Origin of the sequence: Rhizobium sp. SG741 (genome assembly GCF_012275435.1) — a bacterium.
Classification (GTDB): Bacteria; Pseudomonadota; Alphaproteobacteria; order Rhizobiales; family Rhizobiaceae; genus Rhizobium; species Rhizobium lusitanum.
Map to the genome: position 1 here is coordinate 579,630 of NZ_JAAZQP010000002.1, position 24,143 is coordinate 603,772.

Sequence of the window (24,143 nt, forward strand, 5' to 3'; positions counted from 1 at the left end):
TGCGGCGGCCAGTTCCCGCTGGCCGTCGCGAATTATAGCATCAATCCATGTATTCGCGCCGACAACGGCTACCGCTTGTAGGCACCGAGACCCGGCCGATAGGCCTTGTCGTCGAGGAACTGCTTGAGGCCCTCGTCGCGTCCTCCCGTTTTGTCGAGAAACAGCATCTGCTCGAGCTTGGCATAGATGTAATCATCGGCCAGATCCCAGGGCAGATTGCGCACGCGCTTGAACGTGTCCTTGGCGGCTTTGAGCACGACCGGGTTCTTCTTGAGGAGGATAGCGCAAATAGCGCGCACGCGGATTTCGAGCTGTTCCAGCGGCACGGACTCGTTGACGAGGCCCATGTCGCGGGCCTTCTGTCCGCCAAAGGTTTCTCCGGTCATGATGTAGTAGAGGGAGTCGCGGTGGTTCATTACTTCGGCAACGGCGCGGGTAACGTTGCCGCCGGGCAGGATGCCCCAGTTGATTTCGGAGAGGCCGAAGGTTGCTTCGTCGGCTGATATCGCGAGATCGCAGGCGACCAGCGGCGTGAAGGCGCCCCCGAAGCACCAGCCGTTGACCATGGCGATCGTCGGCTTTTCGAAATACATCAGCCGGCTCCACCAGCCGCCTGATTGCCTGCGGCTCTTCAGCGTCGCATCGCGCGGCTTGCCGTCATTGTCGCGGAAGTATTCCTTGAGATCCATGCCGGCCGACCAGGATGAGCCTGCTCCGCGCAGGACCAGAACGCCGCACCGCTCATCGCCTTCAAGATCGTCCAGGACTTCGAGCATGCGCCTGTTGAGCGCAGGATTCATCGCGTTGCGTTTATCGGGGCGATTCAACGTCACGAAGGCGATGCCATTGTCGAATTCGACAAGCACCGGATCGACCGTGGTCTTCTCAATTTCCGTCATCTGTCTCTCCTGCTCATCTTTGTTGTTTCAGTCATGCCTGCCGACCGTCAAAACGGCTTCGGATCGGTGTCGGTATGTGATTGTCTGAGGATATGCTTTTGCGCCTTGCCGGATGCGGTGCGCGGAATGGCTTCAAGGAAGATGACGCGTAGCGGGCGCTTGTAGGTAGCAAGGCGGCTGGCGCAATGGCTGAGAATGTCCTCGGCAAGCGCTTCGGGGGAGGCCGGTACGACGAAGGCCACGCCGCTCTCGCCCCATCGCGGATCGGGAATACCGATGACGGCGACATCACGCACGGCCGGATGCGTTGCGATGACAGCTTCGACCTCGGCCGGGAAGACATTCTCGCCGCCGCTGATATACATGTCCTTCAGCCGGTCGGGTATGTAGAGCAGACCGGTTTCGTCGCGCCTGCCGAGATCGCCGGTTCGATACCATCCGTCGACGAAGGCGCTGGCCGTTTCCTTCGGCTTGTTCCAGTAGCCGGGTGTCACCGCCGGCCCGCGCAGCCAGATCTCGCCGACGTCGCCATCGGCGGCATCGGTTCCATCCGATGCCATGAGGCGGATCTCGGTGAGCGGGGCGGCGAAGCCGACGCTGCCGGGATGGGCCGATATCAGGTCCTTGTCGAGCGGCATGTGCAGGACGGTGCCGGCCTCGCTCATGCCATAGCCGTTGACGAGGGCAACGCCGTCTTCGAGGAAAGACTCAATCAGGGCCGGCGAAAGCGGAGCGCCGCCGATGAAGATCGCTTTCAGAGCCTTCAAGGCAGCGGGATTCCAATGGGGCGATGCGCGCAATGCCGAGGCCATCTGGGGAATGGCGAAATAATGCGTTATGCCGAGGGCCGTATCGCCGAGGACAGAGAGGGTTCGCTCAGGCTGGAAGCGGTCCGAGATGACCAGCCGTCCGCCCATGAGAAGCGTCGTTCGTGCGATCGCGATGATGCCGATCGTGTGGAAGAACGGCAGGTCGCAGAGGGTGACGGATTGCGACGTCACTTCTCCGACTAGCGCGAAATTGATTGCCGAGAAGAAGGCGTTGCGCCTGGTGATGATCACGCCCTTCGGAGTACCGGTCGTGCCTGACGTGTAAAGGATGATGCAAGGCGTATCCGCCGCAATTCGCCCGCCGGCACGAGGGCGCGCGCCCTGCAGACGAGCAAGAAAACCAGCCTCACCCTCCACGACCAGTTTTGGTGGCAGGAGGGGACCGGTTTCGCCGGCGATTTCGCTGAATTCCCGATCCACGATCAGCATGTGCGGGCGGCAATCCGCGAGGATCTGCTGAAGTTCGGTTGCGCTCAAACGCCAATTGAGCGGCACGAAGACCGCGCCGAGGCGCTGGCAACCGAGGCATGCGATGATTTCGGCAATCGAGTTACGGCCGAGATAAGCGATGCGCGGATGATCCTCGCCGCCCGGCAGGACCTTTGCCAGCCACCCGGCGCAGCGTGAGCCCAGTTCATTCAGCTCGCCATAGCTCAAATGCCGGCCTGTCGCCACCTCGATCACCGCTGGCCGGTTCGGGCTGACTTTGGCCCGAAAGATAAGCGGATCGTCGGTCTCCAGCCCCACCGCGCCGATTGCCTCACCTATGTGCTGCGAGACCTGTTGCATTTGCTCCTCCACCTCGCCACTCCCATAGCGAAATTTGTATGCAACACATACAATATTTTACCTGCTCTCCTCAAGGGAAATTTGCTGCCGGCATGGAATTGTGCTTCTAAGACTGCCAGGCGCATTGACTGTGCCGGGCAGGGAGGAGTGATGGCGGTCGGAAATCGTGGGGAAAAGGCGCAGAGGCAGGATGGCGCTGACGACATGCGCCGGATTGACACCAGCTCCTTGGAGGACATCCTCGGATTTCACCTGCGCATGGCCAATGTTGCGCTCTATCATGATTTCTCGCGAGCCATGGAAGACCTCGGCCTGACACAGAAACAGGTCGCCGTGCTGGAACTGATCGCGCAGAACGAGGGGGCGAGCCAGATCGATATAGCGGCAACTCTCGGCATGGATCGTGCGACGATGATGTCGCTCGTCAATAGGTTGGAGGATCGCAACCTGGTTGCGCGCCGCCCGTCTCCCGTCGACCGCCGTCGCCAGCAGCTGATCCTGACGGGCGAGGGTCAGGAGATCCTTGCAGCGTGCCGCGATCTGATCGCGGCCCACGAGCGGAAATTCACCGGGCGCTTCTCCAAAGAGGAGCTGAAAACCTTTGTCGGCTTTCTGAAACGCGTCTATGCCGGCGACAGTTCGGGTTGAGGCTGGCGCGCCGGGACAGGGGCTGTCTTTCCAAGCCTCGTTTGTTGACAAGCATGGAATGTTTATAAAGGTTGGGTGTCATGAGTGAGGTGGCTGATTGGTTATCTTATACAAGGCCGATCAGTCGGAAGAACGCCGCTGAGGCGGTGTTCGACGATATTCGTTCGGCAATTACATCGGGACGGTTGGCGGTCGGGACGCGGCTGCCCGCCGAGTCGCAGCTTGCCGGACACTATGGGGTGAGCCGCCCCATCGTCCGCGAGGCGCTCCGCTCGCTGCAGACCTTGGGTTTCACGCAAACCCGCACCGGCAGCGGCACCTTTGTGGTCACGTCCACGCCCAGTCCGGAGTTGCACTATGGCGGCTATTCGGCGCGTGATCTGATCGAGGCGCGGCCTTTCATCGAGGTGCCGGCGGCCGGTTGGGCGGCGCTGCGGCGCACGGACGCGCAATTGGCGCGATTGCTGGGACTATGCGACGAGATGGACAGGCAGGAAGACCCCTATAAATGGGTGCAGCTCGACTCTGAATTTCACAGCATGATCGCAGAGGCCTCCGGTAATGCCGTGTTTGCAAAGATCGTTGCGGATGCCCGCGACGCGCTGATGCGCCAATCGGAACTGGTCAACATGATGGCGCAGCGGCGTGTGGCCTCGAATGTCGAGCACCGCCAGATCGTCGAGGCGATCGTGGCGGGCTCGGAGCAGGCGGCCATCGCAGCGATGGAGGCCCATCTCGGTCAGGTCGAGCGCGTGGTGACGACCATCATCGGCGAGGATCAGCCGCAGCGTTGACCACAATGGGCAGGTTGGCGAGCCTTTCCGGCCGGAGCGCCTCGAAAAGTTGCTCGGCGGTCAAATGGCCATGCTGCAGCACGATTTCCGGCACGGTACGGCCGGTTGCCAGCGCCTCACGGGCAACCTGTGTCGCCGCCTGATAGCCGATTAGTGGGTTGAGCGCTGTCGCAAGGCCGAGCGATTCCTGCAGACGCTGTGCCATGATGGCGGGATTGGCGGTGATGCCGTCGACGCAACGTTCGGCAAGGATATGGCAGGCCGCCGTCAGATGCGTGATGCTCTCCGACAGCGAGCGCACGATGATCGGTTCGAAGGCATTGAGCTGCAGCTGACCTGCCTCTGCAGCCATGGTCACGGTGATGTCGTTGCCGATCACCGAGAAGGCGACCTGATTGACCATCTCCGGGATCACCGGATTGATCTTGCCCGGCATGATGCTCGATCCGGCCTGCATGGCCGGCAGGTTGATCTCGCCGATGCCAGCTCGAGGGCCGGAAGACAGCAGACGCAAATCATTGCAGGTCTTCGACAATTTGACGGCCACGCGCTTCAGCACACCCGACAGATGGACGAATGCGCCGGGATCCTGCGTGGCTTCGATCAGGTCGCTAGCTGTCACAAGTGGACGTCCGGTCAATCGCGCGAGATGAGCGCAGGCAAGTGCTGCATAGCCGGCCGGCGCATTGAGGCCGGTGCCGATGGCGGTCGCGCCGAGGTTGACCTCGTGCAGAAGGGCAGCGGATTCGATGAGGCGGGATCTGTCTTCGCCGAGCATCACGGCAAAGGTCCGGAACTCCTGGCCGAGCGTCATCGGCACGGCATCCTGCAATTGGGTGCGACCTACCTTCAGGATGCTGTCGAATTCCTTGGCCTTGCGTTCGAAAGCCTCCTGCAGCATCTGCATCGCCGCCGCAAGCCCGTCGATCGCTTCGATCAGCGCGACATTGACCGCCGTCGGATAGGCGTCGTTGGTCGACTGGCTGAGATTGACGTGATCGTTCGGATGAAGGCGGGCATAGTCGCCCTTGGCGTGGCCGAGGAGTTCGAGCGCTCGGTTGGCGATGACCTCGTTGGCGTTCATGTTGGTGGAAGTGCCAGCGCCGCCCTGGATGACATCCACCACGAATTGCTCATGAAGCTCGCCGGCACGAATCTCGCGGCAGGCCCGCACGATGGCGTCGAGCCTTTCCTTGTCGAGCAGGCCAAGCTCGTGATTGGCAAGGGCGGCGGCCTCCTTGACGAAGGCAAGGCCACGGATGAGATGCGTGTAACGTCCGATCGGCGTGCCCGTCACCTGGAAGTTTTCCAAGGCTCTGGCGGTATGCACCCCCCAATAGACAGTGGCCGGAATATCCTTCGAACCCAGTAAATCATACTCGCTTCGCGTCGTGTCCACATTATCCTCCTATGGCGTAGATCGAGCTAAATCTGTCAAGCTGTATGACAGATTTAGGGAGCTGTTATCTGCTGCGGCAAACAACGTCAATAAGCCAGTGCGCGACTTGACCTCCGCCCCACAAAATGTCTATGAGGAAAATCTGTCATACAGCATTACAGGATGGCTGGCGATCATAACCTGCCGATCGATGGTCTGATCAACTGAAAGGCATCCTGTCGGGTACGAGACCCGGAACTGTCTACGGAAAAAATGGCTCAAGGGAGGAGCAATGTCAGTCGAACCTATTCAGAATGTGCCGGCGGACCGCCGGCCACCGGTCGATGAAGATCTCGGCTACCACAAGGCGCTGAAGCCGCGGCAGATTCAGATGATCGCCATCGGCGGCGCGATCGGCACAGGGCTTTTCCTCGGTGCTGGCGGCCGGCTCGCCGCGGCCGGTCCGGCCCTGATCTTCGTCTATGCGATCTGCGGCTTCTTCGCTTTCCTGGTGCTGCGTGCGCTCGGCGAATTGATCATGCACCGTCCGAGCTCCGGCTCCTTCGTTTCCTATGCCCGCGAGTTCTATGGCGAGAAGATGGCATTTGCGGTCGGCTGGATGTATTGGCTGAACTGGGCCATGACCTCGGTTGCCGATGTTACGGCCGTTGCCCTCTATATGAATTTCTTCAAGCATTATGTGCCCTGGCTCGCCGGCATCGACCAATGGGTATTCGCGCTGATTGCGCTCATGGTCGTGCTGTTCATGAACCTTTTGTCGGTCAAGGTCTTCGGCGAGCTGGAATTCTGGTTCAGCCTGGTCAAGGTCCTGGCGCTCGTCAGCTTCCTGATCGTCGGCATCTATTTCGTCGTCTCCGGAACCCCGATTGCCGGTCATTCGGCAGGCTTCAGCATCATCCGCGATAGCGGAGGCTTCTTCCCGAGCGGCATTCTGCCGGCCTTCGTCATCATTCAGGGCGTGGTCTTCGCCTATGCCTCGATCGAACTGATCGGCACGACTGCGGGCGAGACGGAGGATCCGCGCAAGGTCATGCCGCGTGCGATCCGCACGGTGGTCGCCCGCCTTCTCGTCTTCTACGTCGGTTCGGTGCTGCTCCTATCGCTGCTTCTGCCCTATACGGCCTATAAGGCAGGCGAGAGCCCCTTCGTCACCTTCTTCGGCGCCATCGGTGTCGAAGGTGCCGATATCATCATGAATCTCGTCGTACTGACGGCCGTGCTTTCCTCGCTGAACGCCGGCCTCTATTCGACCGGCCGCATTCTGCATTCGATGGCCGTCTCCGGTTCGGCGCCGGCAGCGCTTGCCAAGATGAACAAGGCCGGCGTGCCCTATGGCGGCATCGCGGTCACCGCCGCCGTCACCGTCATCGGCGTCGCGCTCAATGCCGTCGTTCCGTCGTCGGCTTTCGAGATCGCGCTGAACCTTTCGGCTCTGGGCATCATCTGCGCATGGGGCGTCATCGTGTTGTGTCAGCTCAAGCTGTGGAAGCTTTCGCAGCGCGGCGAGATGGCGCGGCCGGATTTCCGCATGTTCGGTGCGCCCTATACCGGCATTCTGACCCTCGTATTCCTGTTTGCCGTACTGGTGCTGATGGCGCTGGATTATCCGGTTGGCACCTGGACGATCGCCTCGCTTGTCCTGATCGCCCCGGCCCTGGTGATCGGATGGTATCTGCTGCGCGACCGTATCCAGCAGCTGGCGGTCGAGCGGGGTGAGGCGTGACCGCAGGAAAGACCAATCCGCTGGTGGTGGTCATTGCCACCGGCGGCACCATCGCAAGCGAGCGTGCCGACAACGGCGCCAGCAAGCCGTCTCTGACGGGAGAAAGCCTGCTGTCGCTGCTGCCCGACATGCCGGTGATGCTGAGGCCCATCGAGCTGATGGCGAAGGATTCGGCGAGCCTCACGCTCGCCGACATGCAGGAGATCAGCGACAGGGTCGGCGATTTGCTTGACGACGCCGATGTGAGCGGCATCGTCGTCCTGCACGGCACCGATGCGATGGAGGAAACGGCGCTGCTCGTCCATTTGCAGCATGAGTTGAACAAGCCCGTCCTGTTCACCGGCGCGCAATTCACGGCGGACCATCCCAAAGCTGACGGGCCTGCCAATCTCACAGCCGCCATTGCGGCCGCCGCCGATCAGGCCAATATGGGGCGCGGCGTACTCGTCTGTTTTGGCGGCAGGCTGCTGCCGGCCTGGGGGCTCTATAAATATTCCTCCGATGTCGTGGATGCTTTCCGACAGGCGCGACCAATCGACAATCCGGCAAGTCCGCGCTTCGCGACATCGCTCGGCAAAGTTCGCGTCGACATGGTTGCGATCTATCCGGGTTGCGATTCCGTGCACGTGGATGCGAGCCTGAGGGCAGGGGCCGACGGCATCGTGCTTGCGGCCCTCGGCTCGGGCAATGCCAATTCCCGCCTGGTCGAAGCCGTCAAGCGTTGCGAGGGCGCCGGCGTTCCCGTCGTCGTGTCGAGCCGGGTGCCGGATGGCCTGCTGATGTCGAGCTATGGCGGCGGCGGTGGCGGACATGATCTTGTCGAAGCCGGAGCTATCCATTCCTCGACGTTGAGACCCGGGCAGGCCAGGATCTTGCTTGCCGCTCTTATCGCTTCCGGCGCAACGGCCGAATTCACGGCGCAGGCATTCGATGATTTCAATCCGGGCGCAACCGTATAGGGCGCCAATGGTAAGCGGGCCGGCCCTCGGATGAGGTCACAGCCCGCAGATGGTTGACCGATGCTCCTGACCTAAGCCGGCCGTGCCGCGTTGGCGACGACGACGGGGATCAGCAGGTCGCCCCAGTTGCCATCGCCGCCATGGTGGCGGGCCGAGCGGACGAGCTCGACGGAGACGCCGGCGTCGACCGCATTCATGACCGCCTGGTTGAGGCGATGCAGCTCGTTGGCCAGCATGCGGATAACGGCCTGCTGGTCGGCATTCATGGTGAGAGATTGCTCCTCGGCTCTCTCGCGAACGCGTGCTATGGATGGCATGTCATTCTCCTCCTGTTGAGCTCAATATTACTCTGCTGCCGGCTTGAACTGGGCGTGTTCGGTCGATCCGTGCATGGCCGTAGTCGATGACTGGCCGCCGGTGATTGCCAGCGACACTGCATCGAAATAACCGGTGCCCACTTCTCGCTGATGCTTGGTTGCGGTGTAACCATTAGCCTCGGCGGCGAATTCGGCCTGCTGCAGTTCGGAATAGGCGGCCATCTGGCGGGCCTTGTAGCCGCGGGCGAGTTCGAACATGCCGAAGTTCAGCTGGTGGAAGCCGGCAAGCGTGATGAACTGGAATTTGTAGCCCATCGCGCCGAGTTCGCGCTGGAACTTGGCGATCGTTGCGTCGTCCAGGTTTTTCTTCCAGTTGAAGGACGGCGAGCAATTATAGGCGAGAAGCTTGCCCGGATGGGCGCGATGCACCCCTTCTGCGAACCTGCGCGCCTGTTCGAGATCCGGCTTCGACGTCTCGCACCAGATGAGGTCGCAATGCGGTGCGTAGGCGACGGCGCGGGCGATGCAGGGGTCGATGCCGTTCCTGACCTGATAGAAGCCTTCGACCGTGCGGCCGGCATCGTAATCGACGAAGGGCTGGTCGCGCTCGTCGATATCCGAAGTCAGAAGCTTGGCGGCCTCAGCGTCGGTACGCGCAACGACCAATGTCGGCACGCCCATGACGTCGGCAGCCAGGCGGGCGGCGTCGAGATTGCGTATATGGGCTGCCGTTGGGATGAGAACCTTGCCGCCGAGATGGCCGCATTTCTTCTCCGACGCCAGCTGATCCTCGAAATGGACGCCTGCGGCCCCGGCCTCGATATAGGCCTTCATGATCTCGAAAGCGTTGAGGGGACCACCGAAGCCTGCCTCGGCATCGGCAACGATCGGTGCGAACCAGGTGTCGACAGAAAGACCCTTGCCCTCGGCGGTCTCGATCTGGTCGGCCCGTTGCAGGGTCCGATTGATGCGCTTGGCCAGTTCCGGGCCTGCATTGGCGGGGTAGAGGGACTGGTCGGGATACATGGCCGAGGCAGTATTGGCATCGGCTGCGACCTGCCAGCCCGAGAGATAGATCGCCTTCAGCCCGGCGCGGACCATCTGCATGGCCTGATTGCCCGAGAGCGCGCCGAGCGCGTTGACGAAATCCTCTTCATGAATGAGCTGCCACAACCGGTTCGCTCCCGTCTCTGCTAGGGAATGGCGAATGGTGATCGATCCGCGCAGCCGCTTCACATCCTCGACCGTATAGGGCCGCTCAACACCATCGAAGCGTCCGCCAGGCGCGTTCGGAACCAGTTTGTAAAAATCTGTCATGCGAATCTCCCAAGGCTGTTCTGCTGATCGTTTGATCGATGTGGATTGCGTGACGATTTTTACAAGATAGCAGCGCCAGACACCAGAAGAACCGGAAGAACGCATTAGATAAAAGGGTTATGATGTGCTATCGTTGACGGCGGCTGTCAGTAAATTTGTAAATTTTGTAAAATTTGGGTGAAGCGAAAATTTGTAAAGGGAATGACAAATGGCTGAGCGCAAGATCTTTGCCGGGCCGCGGGTTCGGCGCATCCGCATGGGTCTCGGCCTGACGCAGACGACCATGGCGCAGGCGCTGGATATTTCGCCGTCCTATCTCAATCTCATCGAGCGCAATCAGCGGCCGCTGACCGTGCAGTTGCTTTTGAAGCTGTCTGGTGTCTACAAGATCGACCTTGACGAATTACAGGGCGAGCAGGGCGGTAGTGCCGGGCAATTGCGCGAGATCTTTGCCGATCCGCTGCTGGTCGGCGAGATTCCCGCCGATCAGGAGTTGATCGAGCTTGCTGAGGCCGCGCCAAACGCGGCAAACGGTATGATCCGGCTCTATCGCGCCTATCGCGAGCAGGCGGCCAGGCTGTCCGATCTCGCCGAACTCCTGGCCCGCGAAGGCCGGGTTGCTGATGTCGCCGGCCCGCGTCTGCCGCTCGACGAGGTGCACGACCGGTTGCAGGGGCGGCCAAATTTCTTTGCCCGCATCGAGGATGCCTCAGAAGCGTTCTACTCACGTCTTGCACCCGGCGACGACATGGCGGGCACCCTGAAAACGTGGCTGAAAAGCGAGCACGGCATTGCCGTGCGTCTGCTGCCGGTGCGCGCCATGCCGGGCCTGCGCCGGCGTTACGACCGCCATTCGATGCGCCTGTTTCTTTCCGAGCGCTTGTCGCCTTTCGACCAGCTACGGGAGATCGCAACCGAGGTCTCGCTGCTGGCATTGCGTGACGAGATTGCCGCTGAACTGGACTCGCTCACTCTCTCGACGCCTGAAGCCAAGCGGATCGCCCGTTTCGAGCTGGCGCGCTATGCTTCGCATGCTCTGCTGATGCCTTATGGCGCCTATCTTTCGGCAGCGCAGCGCCTGCATTATGACATCGATGGGCTCGGCACCCGCTTCGGGGTTTCCTACGAGCAGGCCGCCACGCGTCTGACGACCTTGCAGCGCCCCGGCGCCTCGGGCGTCGCCTTCTTCCTGATGGAAATCGACAGCGCCGGCCATCGCCTGCGCAAGGCGGGTGCGCAGGGCTTTCCGCAGGCTCGTTTCGGCGGAGGCTGTCCCAAGCTCAATATTCACGCCGCCTTCGCCCAGGCAGGGCAGATACTGGTCGAGGCGACGGAAATGCCCGATGGTGCAGGCTTTCTGACGATATCGCGCACCGTTGAAGGTCCTCAGGCGGACTTTGGCGAAAGGGTGCGCCGCACGGCACTTCTCATCGGCTGCGACATTGCCCATCGCGATGAGGTCATCTATGGCAAGGCGCTAGGTTCGACACCGGTGACGATCGGTCCGGCCTGTCGACTGTGTGAGCGTCAGGGCTGTCTGGCGAGAGCCGAACCACCCGTGACGCGCCCGCTTGGCCTCGACGAAATGGCGGCGGGCCTCAGTGTCTTTGATTTTCAATGATCGCATTGGCTGTCGTTATCGGCGCCGGCGTAATGGCAAAGGAAGCATGTTAAAATCTATGGTTTATATAGGCAATTGTTGCGCCGATCCCTCTATAAATAGCATTTGATTCCTCGCGTGGTGCGCTCGCCCTCTCTAGGTTCCGCGCAGACAAGGAGCCTGACATTCATGAATTTTGCCAAGCGAACATCTGCTGCCATTTTTGCCGCTGCTCTTTCCTGCGGCGCGCTTTTTACCACGATCGCCCACGCTGATGCGACGCTCGATCGCATCAAGGGGCGCGGCGCGCTGACGGTCGGCGTCATCCTGTCAGGTGCGCCTTTCGGCTATATCGATCCGGCAAGCCAGGAGCAGAAGGGGTATAACCTCGACATCGCCAAGGCGCTCGCCGACAAGCTCGGCGTCAAGCTGGAAACGGTGACGGTGACGCCGCCGAACCGGGTGCAGTTTCTGCAGCAGGGCAAGGTCGACATCCTGATTGCCAACATGCAGTACACGGAAGAGCGCGCCAAGATCCTTGATTACGTGCCGACGCCCTATGACCGAAGCGGCGGCGCCGCCGTCGGCCGCAAGGACAGCGGTTTGAAGGACTGGAGCGACCTGAAGGGCAAGCCGGTTTGTGTTTCTCAGGGCTCGAACTACACCCAGCCGCTGATCGAACAATACGGCGCCGAAGTGAAGGCGCTGCCGAGCCAGCCGGAATCGCTTCTGGCGCTGCAGGGCGGCAATTGCGTTGCGGCCGTGCATGTCGGTGCGACGGTCGGCCTGCTTCTTCAGGATCGCCCGGAAGACTGGAAGGACTACAAGATCCTATTCCCCACTGAGCTCGTTCCGTCGGATTCGGTGATCTGGCTGCGCAAGGGCGAAGGCGACACGAGTGCTGCGCTCGACAAGGCAATCCTTGAGCTGCATGCCAACGGCAAGCTTCTCGACTATGCCAAGGCGAACCGCCTGCTCAACACGACCTTCCTGGAAGAAGAACACAAGAAGCTCGAGGCCAAGTGACCTTGTCGGTCGCTTGAGGAGCTGATTGCATGGGGAATTCGATTCTTCAGACCTTCATCGACTGGACTGGCAAGATTGGGCTCCACTACGAGTTCCTGGCCAGCGGCTATGAATCGCAGATCTGGCGTGGTGGTTTCATCACCACGCTTTATCTGATTGTGCTGCTCATTCCGATCAGCCTGCTTTTTGGCCTGATTTTTGCCGCCATGCTGACGTCCGGCCGCAAGGCCTTGTCCGCGCCGGTCAGAGCTTTCATCGAAGTCACCCGCAATACGCCGACGCTGGTGCAGCTGATGTTCAGCTTTCTCGTGCTGAACACGCTCGTTTCCAATGGGCTCGGCGGTGCGCAGCATAATCCTTTGACGCCGTTCTTCTGGGTGGTCGCGGTCGTTGGGCTGCATGTGGCAGCGCTTCATGCCGATGCGCTTCGCGCCGGCATCGAGGCGGTGCCGGAGCAGACGGTGGAGGCAGCCCGCGCGATCGGCTTTACCCGCCTGCAGATCCTGCGCTTCGTAGCCATACCGCTTGCCGTCAGGGCCTCGCTGCCGGCGATCGTCAACAACATGATCAATCTGGTGAAGCTGACCACCGTCGGCAATGCGATCGCGGTAAGCGAGATCACCTATGCCTCGATCATGGTCTGGACCCAGCGCGACAACGTCGTCGAGCTGATGATCGTCATTCTGCTGTTCTTCAGCGCCATCAATCTTGCGGTAGCCAGGATCGGGCGCTGGGTCGAGAAGCGGCTCGCTGTGCCGGGCTTCGGGGTCGGCACATGAGCGTCGCAAAACTCTCCTCCGCTCCTTCGAGCAACTGGTTGGTCTGGGCGTTTGGCGCTCTGGTCGTGGCGGCTGTCGTTTGGCTGCTTGCCGATCTCTCGCTGCTGCATGTGCTGATCGAATGGCTGCCCTACCTCGGCAGCGGCTTCCTGATGAATATCCTCATCAGCCTACTCGCTATGGCGGGCGGGACCTTATTGGGCGTGGCGCTCGGCATTCTCGAGCTGACGCCGCTGAAGATCGTCCGCTATCCGGTCGTTCTCTATGTGCAGGTCTTCCGCAACGCGCCGCACTTGGTGCTGATCTTTGCCACGACCTATATCTTTCCTTTCGAAATCGTCGTGTTCGGCCACTATCTGCCCTTTCCCGACTGGCTAAAGGCGGTGATCGGACTTGCCATTCCGGCCAGCGCCTATGTCGCCGAGATCACGCGCGGGGCCATCCAATCGATCCCGACGACGCAATGGGAAGCGTCAAAGGGGCTCGGCTTTTCCCGGCTGCAGGCGCTGCGCTGGATCATCCTGCCGCAATGCGCCCGCCGCTCGCTGCCACCCTGGATGAACCTCTTTGCCTCGATCACCATGGCGAGCGCGCTCGCCTCGCTGGTCGGCGTGCATGAGTTGCTGCATGCCGCGACAGACGCCAGTACTGCCGTGCGCCGGTTGGATTTTACCGTTCTTGCCTATTTAGTAGTGATGACGGCGTTCTTTGCCCTCTGCTATCCCATTTCCAGCCTGACGCGCCGCCTCGAGCGTCGCCTCAAAGCATAAGGAGCCGGCATGAGCCAAGCTCAGACCAATCCGATCGTCGAACTGGCTAACGTGCATCTCGCCTTTGGATCCACCGAGGTCCTGAAAGGCATCGACCTGACGGTCGCCCGGGGACAGACTGTTTCGATCATCGGTCCTTCCGGATCCGGCAAATCGACGATCCTGCGCTGCATCAACGCGCTGGTTGCGCCGCAGACCGGACACATTACGGTCAACGGCGTGCGCGTCGATCAGATGCGCAACGAGGCCGAGCGCATCAAGCTGCGGCAGAAGATCGGGATCGTCTTCCAGCAGTACAATCTCTTCCCTCATCTGTCCGTGCTCGACAACATCACGATCGCGCCGATCCGCATCCTCGGCGTCGATCGGGCAGAGGCCGAACGTCACGCCAGGGATCTTCTGGCACGCGTGCGCCTATCCGAAAAGGCGCAGATGTTTCCGGGGCAGCTTTCCGGCGGGCAGCAGCAGCGCGTGGCGATCGCGCGGGCTCTTGCGATGCGGCCGGATCTCGTCCTGTTCGACGAGGTAACCTCCGCGCTCGATCCTGAAACTGTCGGCGAGGTGCTTGCCGTCATTCGCGATCTCGTCAAGGAGGGCATGACCAGCATCCTCGTCACGCATGAAATGCGCTTTGCCGAAGAGATCAGCGATGTCGTTGTTTTCACTGAGAACGGCCTGATCGTTGATCAGGGGTCTCCGGAGGATATCTTCCAGAAGTCCACGAACGCGCGTATCCGCCGTTTCGTCAACGGACTTGCCGGCGGGCGTGCCTCGCTGGAAGACGGCGAAGGCATCTGAAGGGATCGATGATGGAAAAGACCTTTCCGCTGACCACAGCTTTCGCCGAGGCCATCGTATCAGCCGAACCGCTGAGCGATGGAGCCGCCGTTGCGGCGGCACGCAAGGCGATCGTCGATTGGCTGGCCTGCGCTTTCGGCGGCGCATCCGATCGCACGACGCGCATCCTGCTGGAACAGCTGCCGGCGGGTGCGGGCGAGGCCGTCATTATCGGGCAGGGGCGTCGCACCGATGCGCTGACGGCGGCGTTGATCAATGCCCATGCTGGCCATGTGCTCGATTATGATGATGTGCATGCGAGCGTCCGAGGTCATCCGACGACCGTCATCGTGCCTGTGCTGCTTGCGCTGGCATCGGAAGAGCGCCTGTCGGCCGACCGATTGATCGCCGGCTATATCGTTGGTCTGGAAGCCATGGCGCGCCTCGGCCTCTCGCTCGGGATGCGCCATTACGAGAACGGTTTCCACGCGACCGCGACGCTCGGCACCATCGGCGCTGCGGCGGCCGTTGCTCATGTGCTCGGCTACTCGGTCGCCGAGACCGCCACTGCACTGGGACTTGCCGCCACCCATTCGAGCGGCCTGCGCCTGCAGTTCGGCCATGATGCCAAGCCCTATCACGCCGGCATGGCGGCTCGCTCGGGCCTGCTGTCGGCCAGGCTTGCCAAGGCCGGCTTTGGCGGCGCCAGGGATTTCCTCGACAATCCGATCGGCTTCTTTTCGGCCTTCGCGTTTGGCGAAGAGCGGCCGCGGATGGCGGTGGAGGGATGGGGTTCGCCATGGCAGATCGTCGCTCCGGGTCTGACGCTCAAGGCGTTCCCATGCTGCACCGCAAGCCATCCCGTCGGCATGATCGGTCTTCAGCTTCATGGGGAAAAACTGGATGCCGGATTGATCGACGAAGTCCTCCTTACCTTTCCGCCGGGCGGTGATGCGGCGCTGGTCGTCATAAACCCCACCACTGGCATCGATGCCCGCTTCAGCGCCGAATATGTCTTTGCCACGGCATTGGTCGATGGTGCGCTGAAGATCAGCCATTTCGGTGAGACGCCGGTGCGCGACGACCTGATTGCGATCGCGCGGCGTGTTCGCCGCCGGCACCATGAGGCGGCCCCGCGCATGTCGAATGATCCGAAGACACGTTTCGTGATTGCCGAGATCAAGCTCAAGGATGGAAGCCGTCTGGTCCGCGAGTTCAAGGGCTTGCCGGGCTTGAGCGATCCGACCGAAAAATTCCGCGATGCGACCGATAACCATCCGTCCGTATCGGCTATTCCCGACCTTGTGAGGACCATGCGCAGCGAGGACGATCTTCATCGCCTTATCGCGCTTTTGGCCCACAGTCTGAATTGATCTTCTTCCAAGAAACGCAAGGCATGTATCCATGAGCACGACACGCAAGATCCATCTCGGCCTTTTCCTACAAGGTGCTGGCCATCACGTGTCCGGCTGGCGCCACCCGGAGGCGGAAGCCGGCAGCGAGAACTTCGATCTCCTGCGCCGGGTCGCGCAGATTGCCGAGGCTGCCAAGTTCGACATGCTGTTCCTGGCCGACGGCCTGACGAGCGGCCTCGATGCCCATCCGTCGATGATCGCCCGTTTCGAGCCGCTGACCCTGCTTGCCTCGCTCGCCATGGTGACCGAGAAGATCGGCCTCGCCGCGACCGCCTCCACCACCTATGGCGAACCCTACCATCTGGCTCGCGCCTTTGCCTCGATCGATCATCTGAGCCATGGCCGCGCCGCCTGGAATATCGTGACGACGTCCTATGCGCGCACGGCCGCCAATTTCTCCAAGAGCCACCCGGAGCATGACGAGCGCTATGCTGTGGCCGAAGAGTTCGTCGACGTCGTGCGTGGCCTCTGGGACAGCTGGGCAGACGATGCCTTTCCGAAGGACAAGGAGAGCGGCGTCTATGCCGACCCCGCCAAGGTGCGCGTGCTCGATCACGCCGGCAAATATTATTCGGTCAAGGGTCCTCTCAACATCCCGCGCTCGCCGCAGGGCCATCCGATCCTGATCCAGGCCGGATCCTCGGGTCCAGGCCAGGATCTTGCCGCCCGCACGGCCGATATCGTCTTCACCGCCCAGCAGAGCCTCGACGAGGCGCAGGCCTTCTACAAGAGCCTGAAGAGCAGGGTGGTCGGCTTTGGGCGCAGCCCCGATGACGTCGCCGTCATGCCGGGCTTCCTGCCTGTCATCGGCAGGACCGTTACCGAAGCGCGTGAGAAGCTCGACGTGCTAAACCGCTGGACTGACATCAAGAGCGCCATGCCGCTGCTGGAAGAACGGATTGGCCATAGTCTGGCCGAGTATGATCTTGATGGCCCGCTGCCCGACCTGCCGATCTCGGACCAGCTGCGCAGCCGTGCGGAGCTCTTGACCGAGCTTGCCCGCCGCGAAAAGCTGACGATCCGAGAACTGGCGCTGCGCGTTGCGGCCGGCCGCGGCCATCACATCGTGCTCGGCACGGCCGAAGAGATCGCTGACCGCATGCAACTATGGTTCGAAAACGGCGCTGCGGACGGTTTCAACGTCATGCCGCCATTCTTCCCGGCCGGCCTTGAGGATTTCACGCGCGAGGTTGTGCCGATCCTGCAGGACAGAGGCCTCTTCCGCCGTGAATACGAAGGTACGACGCTGCGCGATCATCTCGGTCTCACGCGGCCTGCCTGGGCGTGACGGTCGCCGAGGCATAAAGCCTCGGCTCCAGGTTACATCGACAAGTCAGGCATAGAGGCCAAACTGCGCGTTATGCAGTCGGGCATAGGCGCCGCGACGGGCCAGTAGCTCATCATGCGAGCCCTGCTCGATAATCCCATTGTCGCCCATGACGATGATGCGGTCCGCATTGCGGATGGTCGACAGCCGGTGCGCGACGACCAGCGTCGTGCGGCCTTTCGCCAGCTCCAAAAGCGCCTGCTGGATCGCATATTCCGTCGCCGTATCCAGCGCCGAGGTCGCCTCATCAAGGATCAGGATGGGCGGATCCTTGAGGAATATGCGGGCAATCGCCAGGCGCTGCTTCTGTCCGCCCGAAAGTTTGACGCCGCGCTCGCCCGTCGGCGTATCGAGCCCAGCGGGCAAGGACCGGACGAACTCGTCGAGCGAAGCGCGCTGCAACGCCTTCATGATGTCCTCGTCTGTCGCGCCGAGCCTTCCATAGGCAATATTCTCGCGAATGGTCGAGCCGAACAGGAAGACGTCCTGCTGCACGATGCCGATCTGGCTGCGCAGCGAGGCCTGGGTCATGTCGCGGATATCGACGCCATCGATGGTGATGCTGCCAGCCGTCACGTCATAAAAGCGTGGCAGCAGCGAGCAGATGGTCGTCTTGCCAGTGCCGGAGGCGCCGACGAATGCCACGGTCTCGCCAGCCGCGATCGTCAGATTGAGATCCTTGAAGATCGTGGTCTGATCGGAATAGCCGAAGGCGACGCCGCTATAGGCGATATCGCCCTTCAGATGGTCGACCGCAATCGCATTTGGTCTGTCGGCAAGGTCCGGTTCCGTGTCGATCAAGGAGAGGAAGCGTTTGAAGCCGGCAATGCCCTTGGGGTAGGTCTCGATAACAGACGTGATCTTGTCGATCGGGCGGAAGAAGACGTTGATGAGCAACAGGAAGCTGACGAAGCCGCCATAGCTCAGCTCTCCCGATATGACGAACCAGGTTCCGGCCATCATGACGACGAGCTGCACCAGGCGCGTGCTGAAATAGCTGAGCGCAATGCTCGCCGTCATATAGGCATAGCCATCGAGCTTGGTCGCCTTGTAATCCTCGTTGTCGCTGGCAAACAGCTGGCTTTCGTATCTCTCGTTGGCGAAAGCCTTGACCACCCGGATGCCGCCTACGGTTTCCTGCATCCGTGTGTTGAAGTTGCCGACCTTGCCGAACAGGCTGCGCGAATTCAGGGTCATCTTGGAGCCGTAGCGGCTGACCAGCCAGGTCATGAACGGCACGATGGTCGTCGTCAGCAGCGCGAGCTTCCAGTGCACGCTGAACATCAGCAGGAAGGCGCCGACGAAGGTCATGATCGCGATGAACAAGTCCTCGGGGCCGTGATGGGCGATTTCGCCAACTTCCTCGAGATCCTTGGTGACGTGGGTGATCAGGTGACCGGTGCGGTTGTTGTCGAAATAGCGGAAGGAGAGCTTCTGGATATGGTCGAAGGCTTGGCGGCGCATATCGGACTCGATCGAAATGCCGAACGCATGGCCCCAATAATTGACCACTGCCGAGAGGCCGGTGTTCATCGCGTAGACGACAAGCAGCAGCGCGGCGGTGCCGAAGATCAGGCCCCAGTCACGGCTTGGCAGCAGCTGATCGATGAAAAGCTTGACCGCCAAAGGAAAGCCGAGTTCCAGCAGGCCGGCAAGCACGGCGCAGCCGAAGTCGAGGAAAAACAGCTTTCTATAGCGCGCATAATAGGAAAAGAAGCGACGAAGCATGAATGCCCTCCATGGGCACTGAAGAGGATATGAAAGGACAAGAAGGGACTGAACAGCAGCCCGAATTCGGCGTCGCCGTTCAGCGCTAGTGGGTGCTGAAATTTCTCATCTGGCGATCCTCCTGCTTGAGTCGCGGGAATTCATATAATCCACGCGTGCATCGGTGTCACCCTATAAACAAGGGGTGGCGGAGCTCTATCTCAAGAAGTGAGCGTTGCGATCTACTAGAGGCTTGATGCTTCATGTGAGCCCAAGCGCGCGATGACATCAGTGCGGGTCGGCGCCCCTGATCGCCCTCCAAATGCCTCGCATTTGATAGCCGCAGCTATGGAAGAGAGCTGGATGGCCTCCGCGGGCGTTTTCCCCTCGGCGATGGCAAGAGTGAAGGCGCCATGGAAAATATCGCCGGCGGCCAGCGTGTCGACGGCCTTGATGGCAATAGTCGGGCTGTGTCTGACGTCATTGCTGTGATCGTCGCACCAGAAGCTGCCGGCAGCACCCGCCGTGACGCAGATGAAGGAATTGCCGAACCTTCGCTTCAACAGACGCACCATCTCAGCGAAATCTTCGATTCCGGTGAGACGTTGTGCTGCGGGTTCGGAAAAGACGATGTGAGTGGCTTCAGGCGCCAACCGCTCGATGATGCCATCCGGCGCGACATCGCCGTCGAGGATGGCTGGCTTACCCATGCTTCTTGCCGCTTTCAAAACCCTGAGCGCCAATGCCGGCCAGCGGACATCGACGAGGACGGCATCGACGTCGGCCAAATCTTCCGGCGTGAAGGCTTTCGTCATGTGGTGCAGTTTCGGATCGTAGAAAGGGACGATCAGCCTTTCCCCGTCGTCATCGATCAGAATTGTCGAGACAGCGGAGCGGGCGCCTTCGACGCACAGCATGCCTCCGGTGACAATCCCGGCACTCGCGAGTTCGCGAATGATCCGTTCGCCGGTCTCGTCATTGCCGACGGCTCCCCATAGGCTCGCCTTGCCGCCGAGGCGTGCGACTGCGTAAGCAGCACTTGAGGCCATGCCCTCGGCGATCTGCAGCATATCATACGGCAGCACCTTACCCTGGCCGGTTGGAAGCGTGTGGACGCGAAAGAGGGTGTCGAGAACCGCGGCGCCGACACAGAGGACATGCTTCGGGGCGCCTGCCGGCGGATCGAAAACAGATGAGGACGTCAAGGCCGCTCCCCGCTCCCTATGTCTGCGGATGCCAGGAAAGGGATGCTGTCAAAAGGAAGATAGGTCATTTGACGGCGCCGGCGGTCAGGCCCGCGATGATCTGCCGTTGTGCGAACATTGTGAGGACAAGGACCGGCAGCGTGACGATCAAGGCGGCGGCCGCAAGCGGTCCCCAGCTCACCTGTTCGAAGGAGAGCATGTTGTAGACGGCGACAGGCAGCGTGCGGGTCTCGCGGCTGGCAAGCACGATGCCGAAGACGAAGTTGTTCCAGGAGAAGATGACCGAGAGGATGAAGGCAACGACGATGCCGGGCCGCGCGATCGGCAAGGCGATGAGGCGAAAGACCTGCCAGGGGGTGGCGCCATCGATGCTTGCGGCCTCCTCCAATTCCATCGGGGTGGTCTCGAAATAGCCGATCATGATCCAGACGACGATCGGTACGGTGACGACGAGATGGATGATGATTTGCGGCCAGAGCGTTCCCAACAGATTGAGCCATTGGAATAGCAGAAACAGCGGAATGAGGAAGGAAAGGCCCGGCGTCATGCGGGCGATCATGATGACGATCGCGGATTTTTCCGCCTTCAGCCGCGCGATGCCATAGCCTGCCGGCACGCCGATGATGAGCGCGAGCAGGGTGGCCGCACCCGTCACCAATACCGAGTTCCAGAAGTAGAGGAAGAAGTTGTTTTCCTGGAATACCTGGACGTAGTTCGACCAGGCGAAGCGATCCGGGATGAGGATCGGCGGATAGGCGCCGTTGTCGATCTCGTATTTCAGCGACAGCGAGATCATCCAGAGGAAGAACAGGACGACCGGCGAAACCATGACCAGGGCCACGAAGAGTAGGCCGATGCGGTTGAGTGTCGAGCGTTTCATGTCAATGCCCCTCCGCGTCGGTCCATTTTGTGCGCTGGCGCATCATCAGAAGCATGAAGGAGAGCGCGACGATGACGATGAAGAACACCACCGCCATGGCCGAGCCGTAGCCGATGTCGTAATAGGCAAAGGCGGTGTTGTAGAGATAGATGTTGATGGTCTCGGACGCCGTTCCCGGGCCGCCTTGCGTCATTGCATAGATGATGTCGAAGCTCTTGATCGCATCGATGCCGCGGATGATGACGGCGATCATCAGGAAGGGTGATATCATCGGCAGCGTCAGATAGCGGAACTTCTGCCAGGCGTTGGCGCCGTCGATCTCGGCGCTCTCATAGGGTTCGCGCGGCACGGAGGCGAGACCCCCGAGCACGATCAGCATGACCAGCGGCGTCCATTGCCAGACCTCGACCAGAACGAGCGAAGGAATGACGCTCACCTGATTGTAGATCCATTCCTGCGGCCCAATGCCCACAAGCGACAGCAGGTAGTTGAGCACGCCGAGCTGCGGATGAAACATCATCGTCCAGACCAGCGCCACGGCGACCGGCGTCGCCATCATCGGCATGACGAAGACGCCGCGCAGGAAGCCGCGCAGCGGAAAATTCGTATCGAAGATCAGGGCCGCCAGCGTTCCGAATATCAGCGGAGCGACGACGGAGAGTACGGTATAGAGGACCGTGTGCCAGAGCGATTCCCAAAAGCGCTGATCGGTCGCCAGCCGGACGTAGTTGTCCCAGCCGATGAAGCTCTGCGATTGGCCGAGCGTCCACTTGTTCACGCTCATCCACAGGGTGAAGACCCAGGGGAAGACGATGACGGCGGCGATCACGATCAGTGCGGGAATGACGAAGGGCCAATAATTTGGAACAAGCCTTTTCGGCTTGCTCCTCTTCTCAGCCTTCGTCGCCCTCGTATCTTCGATGCTCACGGAGGCCATTATCCCTCGCTTCGTGCCAGTACCGGCTCGAATTGCGCCGTTGCCGTTTTCAGTTCGCTTGCCGGGTCGGCGCCGCCGATCATGTTGGTCAGCGCCACGCCGTAGATGTCGCGAAATTCCGTGACCGGAATGATGACGGGCAGGGCGAGCTGCGAGACCTTGGCGGAGCCGGCGACAGCGTCCAGCCATGGGCCAGGCATCTTGACGCCCTCGCGGACCTTCTGATCCTCCAGAATGGACTGGCGGAACGGAACGCCGGCGCCGGCCTGCAGCAGGCGTGCGCCCATGTCATGGGAGATCGCCCATTGGCAGAAGAGATAGGCGGCTTCCTTTTTCTGGCTGGCGGCGGTCACGCCGATACCGTCGCCGGTCGTTGCCGCAGCCTGCGCGCTCGGTCCCTTCGGCATGACGCCGTAGCCGACCTGGCCGACCACGCGGGACTTTTCCGGATTTTCGATCGGCGGCGCGAAGCCGACGCCATCGAGCCACATGCCGATCTTGCCCTGCAGGAAGGCCGACTGTGCCTCGGCCCAGTTGAAGCCGGAAACGCCGGGAGGAGCCGATTTCGTCATCAGGCGCTGATAGAGCGTCGCAGCGTCCACTGCTCCCTGCGATGTCGTCTGCAACTTGCCGTCGGCCGAGAGGGGCGTTGCGCCATAGCCGAGCATGAAGGTCGTCCAGACCGGCGCATTGGCATTCTTCAGGCCGCGGGCGACGAAACCGTAGGTATTGGTCGACTTATCGGTCAGCGCCTCCGCGGCTTTCGCCATGTCCTCGAAGGTTTCGGGATAGGCAAGGCCCTTCTTTTCGAACAGGGTCTTGTTCCAGTAGACGATCCAGTAGTCCACCGAGAAGGGCAAGGAGCGCATGACGCCGGCGGGGTCCTTGGCGAATTTCAGGCCGGCCTCGGCAAAATCGCTTTCCGTGAGCGACGGATCGGTCAGCGACGGGTCCTTCAGGAAGCCGCTGATATCGGCAAGCCAGCCGCCTTTTTCGAACTGCCGTTTCTGGACGTGATAGCTCAGATGGACGACGTCGAAGCTTGGCTTGCCGGTGCTGAGTTCGATCGTCGTCTTCTGGCGCTGCTGCTGCTCAGGCGTCGCCTCGGCGTTGACCTTGATCCCCGTCAGCGCTTCGAACTCGCTCAGATATTTGAGGATCGTGTCGCTGCGCGGGCTTTTGATCAGGTTGACTTCGAGCGTCGTGCCGGAAAAGCGCTTCCAGTCGACGGCCGCCGATGCGGAGCGCACGCCCAGAAGGCTTGCCGCTCCAAGGGCAGCCGTGCCGGCCATGAAGCCGCGACGCGTCGGATTGAAAAATGATGATGACATCCTGTTCCTCCTCCTTTGGCCGAAAATCTCCTCATTTGCGGCCTTGTTTATTCAAATCTTCAATGCGCGGTCCCGTGCTCCGTTGATGTGGGAAGCGAGAGCGGCAACCGCCTCCTCGGCCGAGCGTCGCTGGATCGCTTCGAGCACTTTCAGATGTTCGTGCATCACGGGGCCCACATGTCCGTTGATGCGGAACCTGTCCTGGCTGATCAGGCGCATCTTGATGGAATTGACCCGGTAGGCGTTCGAAATGATGGTATTGCCGAGTGCGTCGATGAAGGCGTCGTGCATGCCCCAATCGACCGACTGCGCATGCAATTCGAGCTCCGGCGACGCGTCGCCGGCCCGGATGGCGTCGGCGATGTCGCGATGTTCCTTCATAAGCTTGGCAATCGTCTCGTCCGAAGCCGAATAGGTGAAAAGTGCGACCGCTTCCTTCTCCAGGAAGATGCGAAGCTGGAAGGCCTCGCGGATGAGGTCGAGATCGATGTGGGCGATCTGCAGCCCGCGCTGTGGAACCGTCTTGATCAACCCTTCCGCCTCCAGTCGGGGGATCAGCTCGCGGATCGCTCCGAGCGTCAGTCCCGTCAGCTCGACGAGCCGTCGCTGCGAGATGAACTGGCCCGGCCGAACGTCGCGCGCCAGCAGATGGCGCGTGAAGCTCTCATAGGCCTTCTCTCTCAACGTCGGCTGTTCGCCAGTTCCATCCATCGG

Annotated in this window: 22 protein-coding genes; 11 read left to right on the plus strand and 11 right to left on the minus strand. The window is 61.1% G+C overall.

Annotated elements, in window-relative coordinates:
* Positions 1-68 precede the first annotated feature (68 nt).
* Together FHT29_RS08065 and FHT29_RS08070 are read right to left on the minus strand one after the other, a co-directional pair.
* Entirely contained in the window at positions 69-899 is an 831-nt protein-coding gene (locus FHT29_RS08065; RefSeq protein ID WP_168599530.1) for a p-hydroxycinnamoyl CoA hydratase/lyase, read from the minus strand.
* A gap of 47 nt (positions 900-946) precedes the next feature.
* Positions 947-2,518 carry an AMP-binding protein gene (locus FHT29_RS08070; protein WP_168599531.1) on the minus strand — a complete coding sequence of 524 codons (1,572 nt, stop codon included), beginning with the start codon at positions 2,516-2,518 and terminating at the stop codon, positions 947-949.
* 204 nt (positions 2,519-2,722) lie between these two features.
* Here FHT29_RS08070 and FHT29_RS08075 point away from each other — a divergent pair, with 204 nt between their 5' ends.
* Positions 2,723-3,166 carry a MarR family transcriptional regulator gene (locus FHT29_RS08075; RefSeq protein WP_092573624.1) on the plus strand — a complete coding sequence of 148 codons (444 nt, stop codon included), beginning with the start codon at positions 2,723-2,725 and terminating at the stop codon, positions 3,164-3,166.
* An 80-nt stretch (positions 3,167-3,246) separates the two neighbouring features.
* Entirely contained in the window at positions 3,247-3,960 is a 714-nt protein-coding gene (locus FHT29_RS08080; RefSeq protein WP_037192206.1) for a FadR/GntR family transcriptional regulator, read from the plus strand.
* Here the strand turns inward: FHT29_RS08080 and FHT29_RS08085 are convergent.
* Complete coding sequence (locus FHT29_RS08085; RefSeq protein WP_112440360.1) at positions 3,932-5,359, minus strand: aspartate ammonia-lyase; 1,428 nt, start codon at positions 5,357-5,359, stop codon at positions 3,932-3,934. The genes FHT29_RS08080 and FHT29_RS08085 overlap by 29 nt on opposite strands.
* A gap of 271 nt (positions 5,360-5,630) precedes the next feature.
* On the opposite strand from FHT29_RS08085, the gene FHT29_RS08090 reads away from it, so the two are divergent.
* Positions 5,631-7,082 (plus strand): amino acid permease, encoded by a 1,452-nt coding sequence (locus FHT29_RS08090; RefSeq protein ID WP_037192201.1) that lies wholly within the window; start codon positions 5,631-5,633, stop codon positions 7,080-7,082.
* On the plus strand, positions 7,079-8,041 hold the full coding sequence (locus FHT29_RS08095; protein WP_168599532.1) for an asparaginase domain-containing protein: 963 nt from the start codon (positions 7,079-7,081) through the stop codon (positions 8,039-8,041). The genes FHT29_RS08090 and FHT29_RS08095 overlap by 4 nt, the downstream gene beginning before the upstream one ends.
* Before the next feature lie 71 nt (positions 8,042-8,112).
* On the opposite strand, the gene FHT29_RS08100 is transcribed toward FHT29_RS08095, so the two are convergent.
* Both FHT29_RS08100 and aceA read right to left on the minus strand, forming a co-directional pair.
* Entirely contained in the window at positions 8,113-8,358 is a 246-nt protein-coding gene (locus FHT29_RS08100) for a hypothetical protein (protein WP_037192196.1), read from the minus strand.
* A gap of 27 nt (positions 8,359-8,385) precedes the next feature.
* Positions 8,386-9,675, minus strand: coding sequence for an isocitrate lyase (gene aceA / locus FHT29_RS08105; protein ID WP_168599533.1), 1,290 nt, complete (start codon positions 9,673-9,675; stop codon positions 8,386-8,388).
* 208 nt (positions 9,676-9,883) lie between these two features.
* Between aceA and FHT29_RS08110 the strand changes: the two genes are divergently transcribed.
* The 7 genes from FHT29_RS08110 (at position 9,884) to FHT29_RS08140 (ending at position 17,330) form a co-directional block, all read left to right on the plus strand.
* On the plus strand, positions 9,884-11,296 hold the full coding sequence (locus FHT29_RS08110) for an XRE family transcriptional regulator (protein ID WP_168599534.1): 1,413 nt from the start codon (positions 9,884-9,886) through the stop codon (positions 11,294-11,296).
* Positions 11,297-11,464: 168 nt separating this feature from the next.
* The gene (locus FHT29_RS08115; protein ID WP_037192190.1) at positions 11,465-12,301 is read left to right on the plus strand and encodes a transporter substrate-binding domain-containing protein; all 837 of its coding nucleotides are present in this window, start codon (positions 11,465-11,467) and stop codon (positions 12,299-12,301) included.
* Between the two features lie 29 nt (positions 12,302-12,330).
* Entirely contained in the window at positions 12,331-13,080 is a 750-nt protein-coding gene (locus FHT29_RS08120; RefSeq protein WP_168597385.1) for an amino acid ABC transporter permease, read from the plus strand.
* Positions 13,077-13,850 (plus strand): amino acid ABC transporter permease, encoded by a 774-nt coding sequence (locus FHT29_RS08125; protein ID WP_112440354.1) that lies wholly within the window; start codon positions 13,077-13,079, stop codon positions 13,848-13,850. Before FHT29_RS08120 ends, FHT29_RS08125 begins: the two co-directional genes overlap by 4 nt.
* Before the next feature lie 9 nt (positions 13,851-13,859).
* Positions 13,860-14,648, plus strand: coding sequence for an amino acid ABC transporter ATP-binding protein (locus tag FHT29_RS08130; RefSeq protein WP_047554828.1), 789 nt, complete (start codon positions 13,860-13,862; stop codon positions 14,646-14,648).
* 11 nt (positions 14,649-14,659) lie between these two features.
* Positions 14,660-16,000 (plus strand): MmgE/PrpD family protein, encoded by a 1,341-nt coding sequence (locus FHT29_RS08135; RefSeq protein ID WP_168599569.1) that lies wholly within the window; start codon positions 14,660-14,662, stop codon positions 15,998-16,000.
* Positions 16,001-16,031: 31 nt separating this feature from the next.
* Positions 16,032-17,330 carry an LLM class flavin-dependent oxidoreductase gene (locus FHT29_RS08140; protein WP_168599535.1) on the plus strand — a complete coding sequence of 433 codons (1,299 nt, stop codon included), beginning with the start codon at positions 16,032-16,034 and terminating at the stop codon, positions 17,328-17,330.
* A 45-nt stretch (positions 17,331-17,375) separates the two neighbouring features.
* Here FHT29_RS08140 and FHT29_RS08145 read toward each other — a convergent pair whose 3' ends face one another.
* The 6 genes from FHT29_RS08145 to FHT29_RS08170 all read right to left on the minus strand — a co-directional run bounded on the left by FHT29_RS08145 (position 17,376) and on the right by FHT29_RS08170 (position 24,140).
* Complete coding sequence (locus FHT29_RS08145; protein ID WP_168599536.1) at positions 17,376-19,097, minus strand: ABC transporter ATP-binding protein; 1,722 nt, start codon at positions 19,095-19,097, stop codon at positions 17,376-17,378.
* A gap of 224 nt (positions 19,098-19,321) precedes the next feature.
* Positions 19,322-20,281, minus strand: a complete 960-nt coding sequence (locus tag FHT29_RS08150; protein WP_168599537.1) for a sugar kinase — start codon at positions 20,279-20,281, stop codon at positions 19,322-19,324.
* A gap of 64 nt (positions 20,282-20,345) precedes the next feature.
* The gene (locus FHT29_RS08155) at positions 20,346-21,161 is read right to left on the minus strand and encodes a carbohydrate ABC transporter permease (RefSeq protein ID WP_037192174.1); all 816 of its coding nucleotides are present in this window, start codon (positions 21,159-21,161) and stop codon (positions 20,346-20,348) included.
* A gap of 1 nt (position 21,162) precedes the next feature.
* Positions 21,163-22,098: a sugar ABC transporter permease gene (locus tag FHT29_RS08160; RefSeq protein WP_168599538.1), complete on the minus strand. Its 936-nt coding sequence runs from the start codon at positions 22,096-22,098 to the stop codon at positions 21,163-21,165.
* A complete protein-coding gene (locus FHT29_RS08165) occupies positions 22,098-23,429 on the minus strand; it encodes a sugar ABC transporter substrate-binding protein (protein ID WP_037192170.1) in 1,332 nt (443 codons plus the stop codon). Before FHT29_RS08165 ends, FHT29_RS08160 begins: the two co-directional genes overlap by 1 nt.
* 51 nt (positions 23,430-23,480) lie before the next feature.
* Positions 23,481-24,140 carry a GntR family transcriptional regulator gene (locus FHT29_RS08170; protein WP_037192168.1) on the minus strand — a complete coding sequence of 220 codons (660 nt, stop codon included), beginning with the start codon at positions 24,138-24,140 and terminating at the stop codon, positions 23,481-23,483.
* Positions 24,141-24,143: the final 3 nt, after the last annotated feature.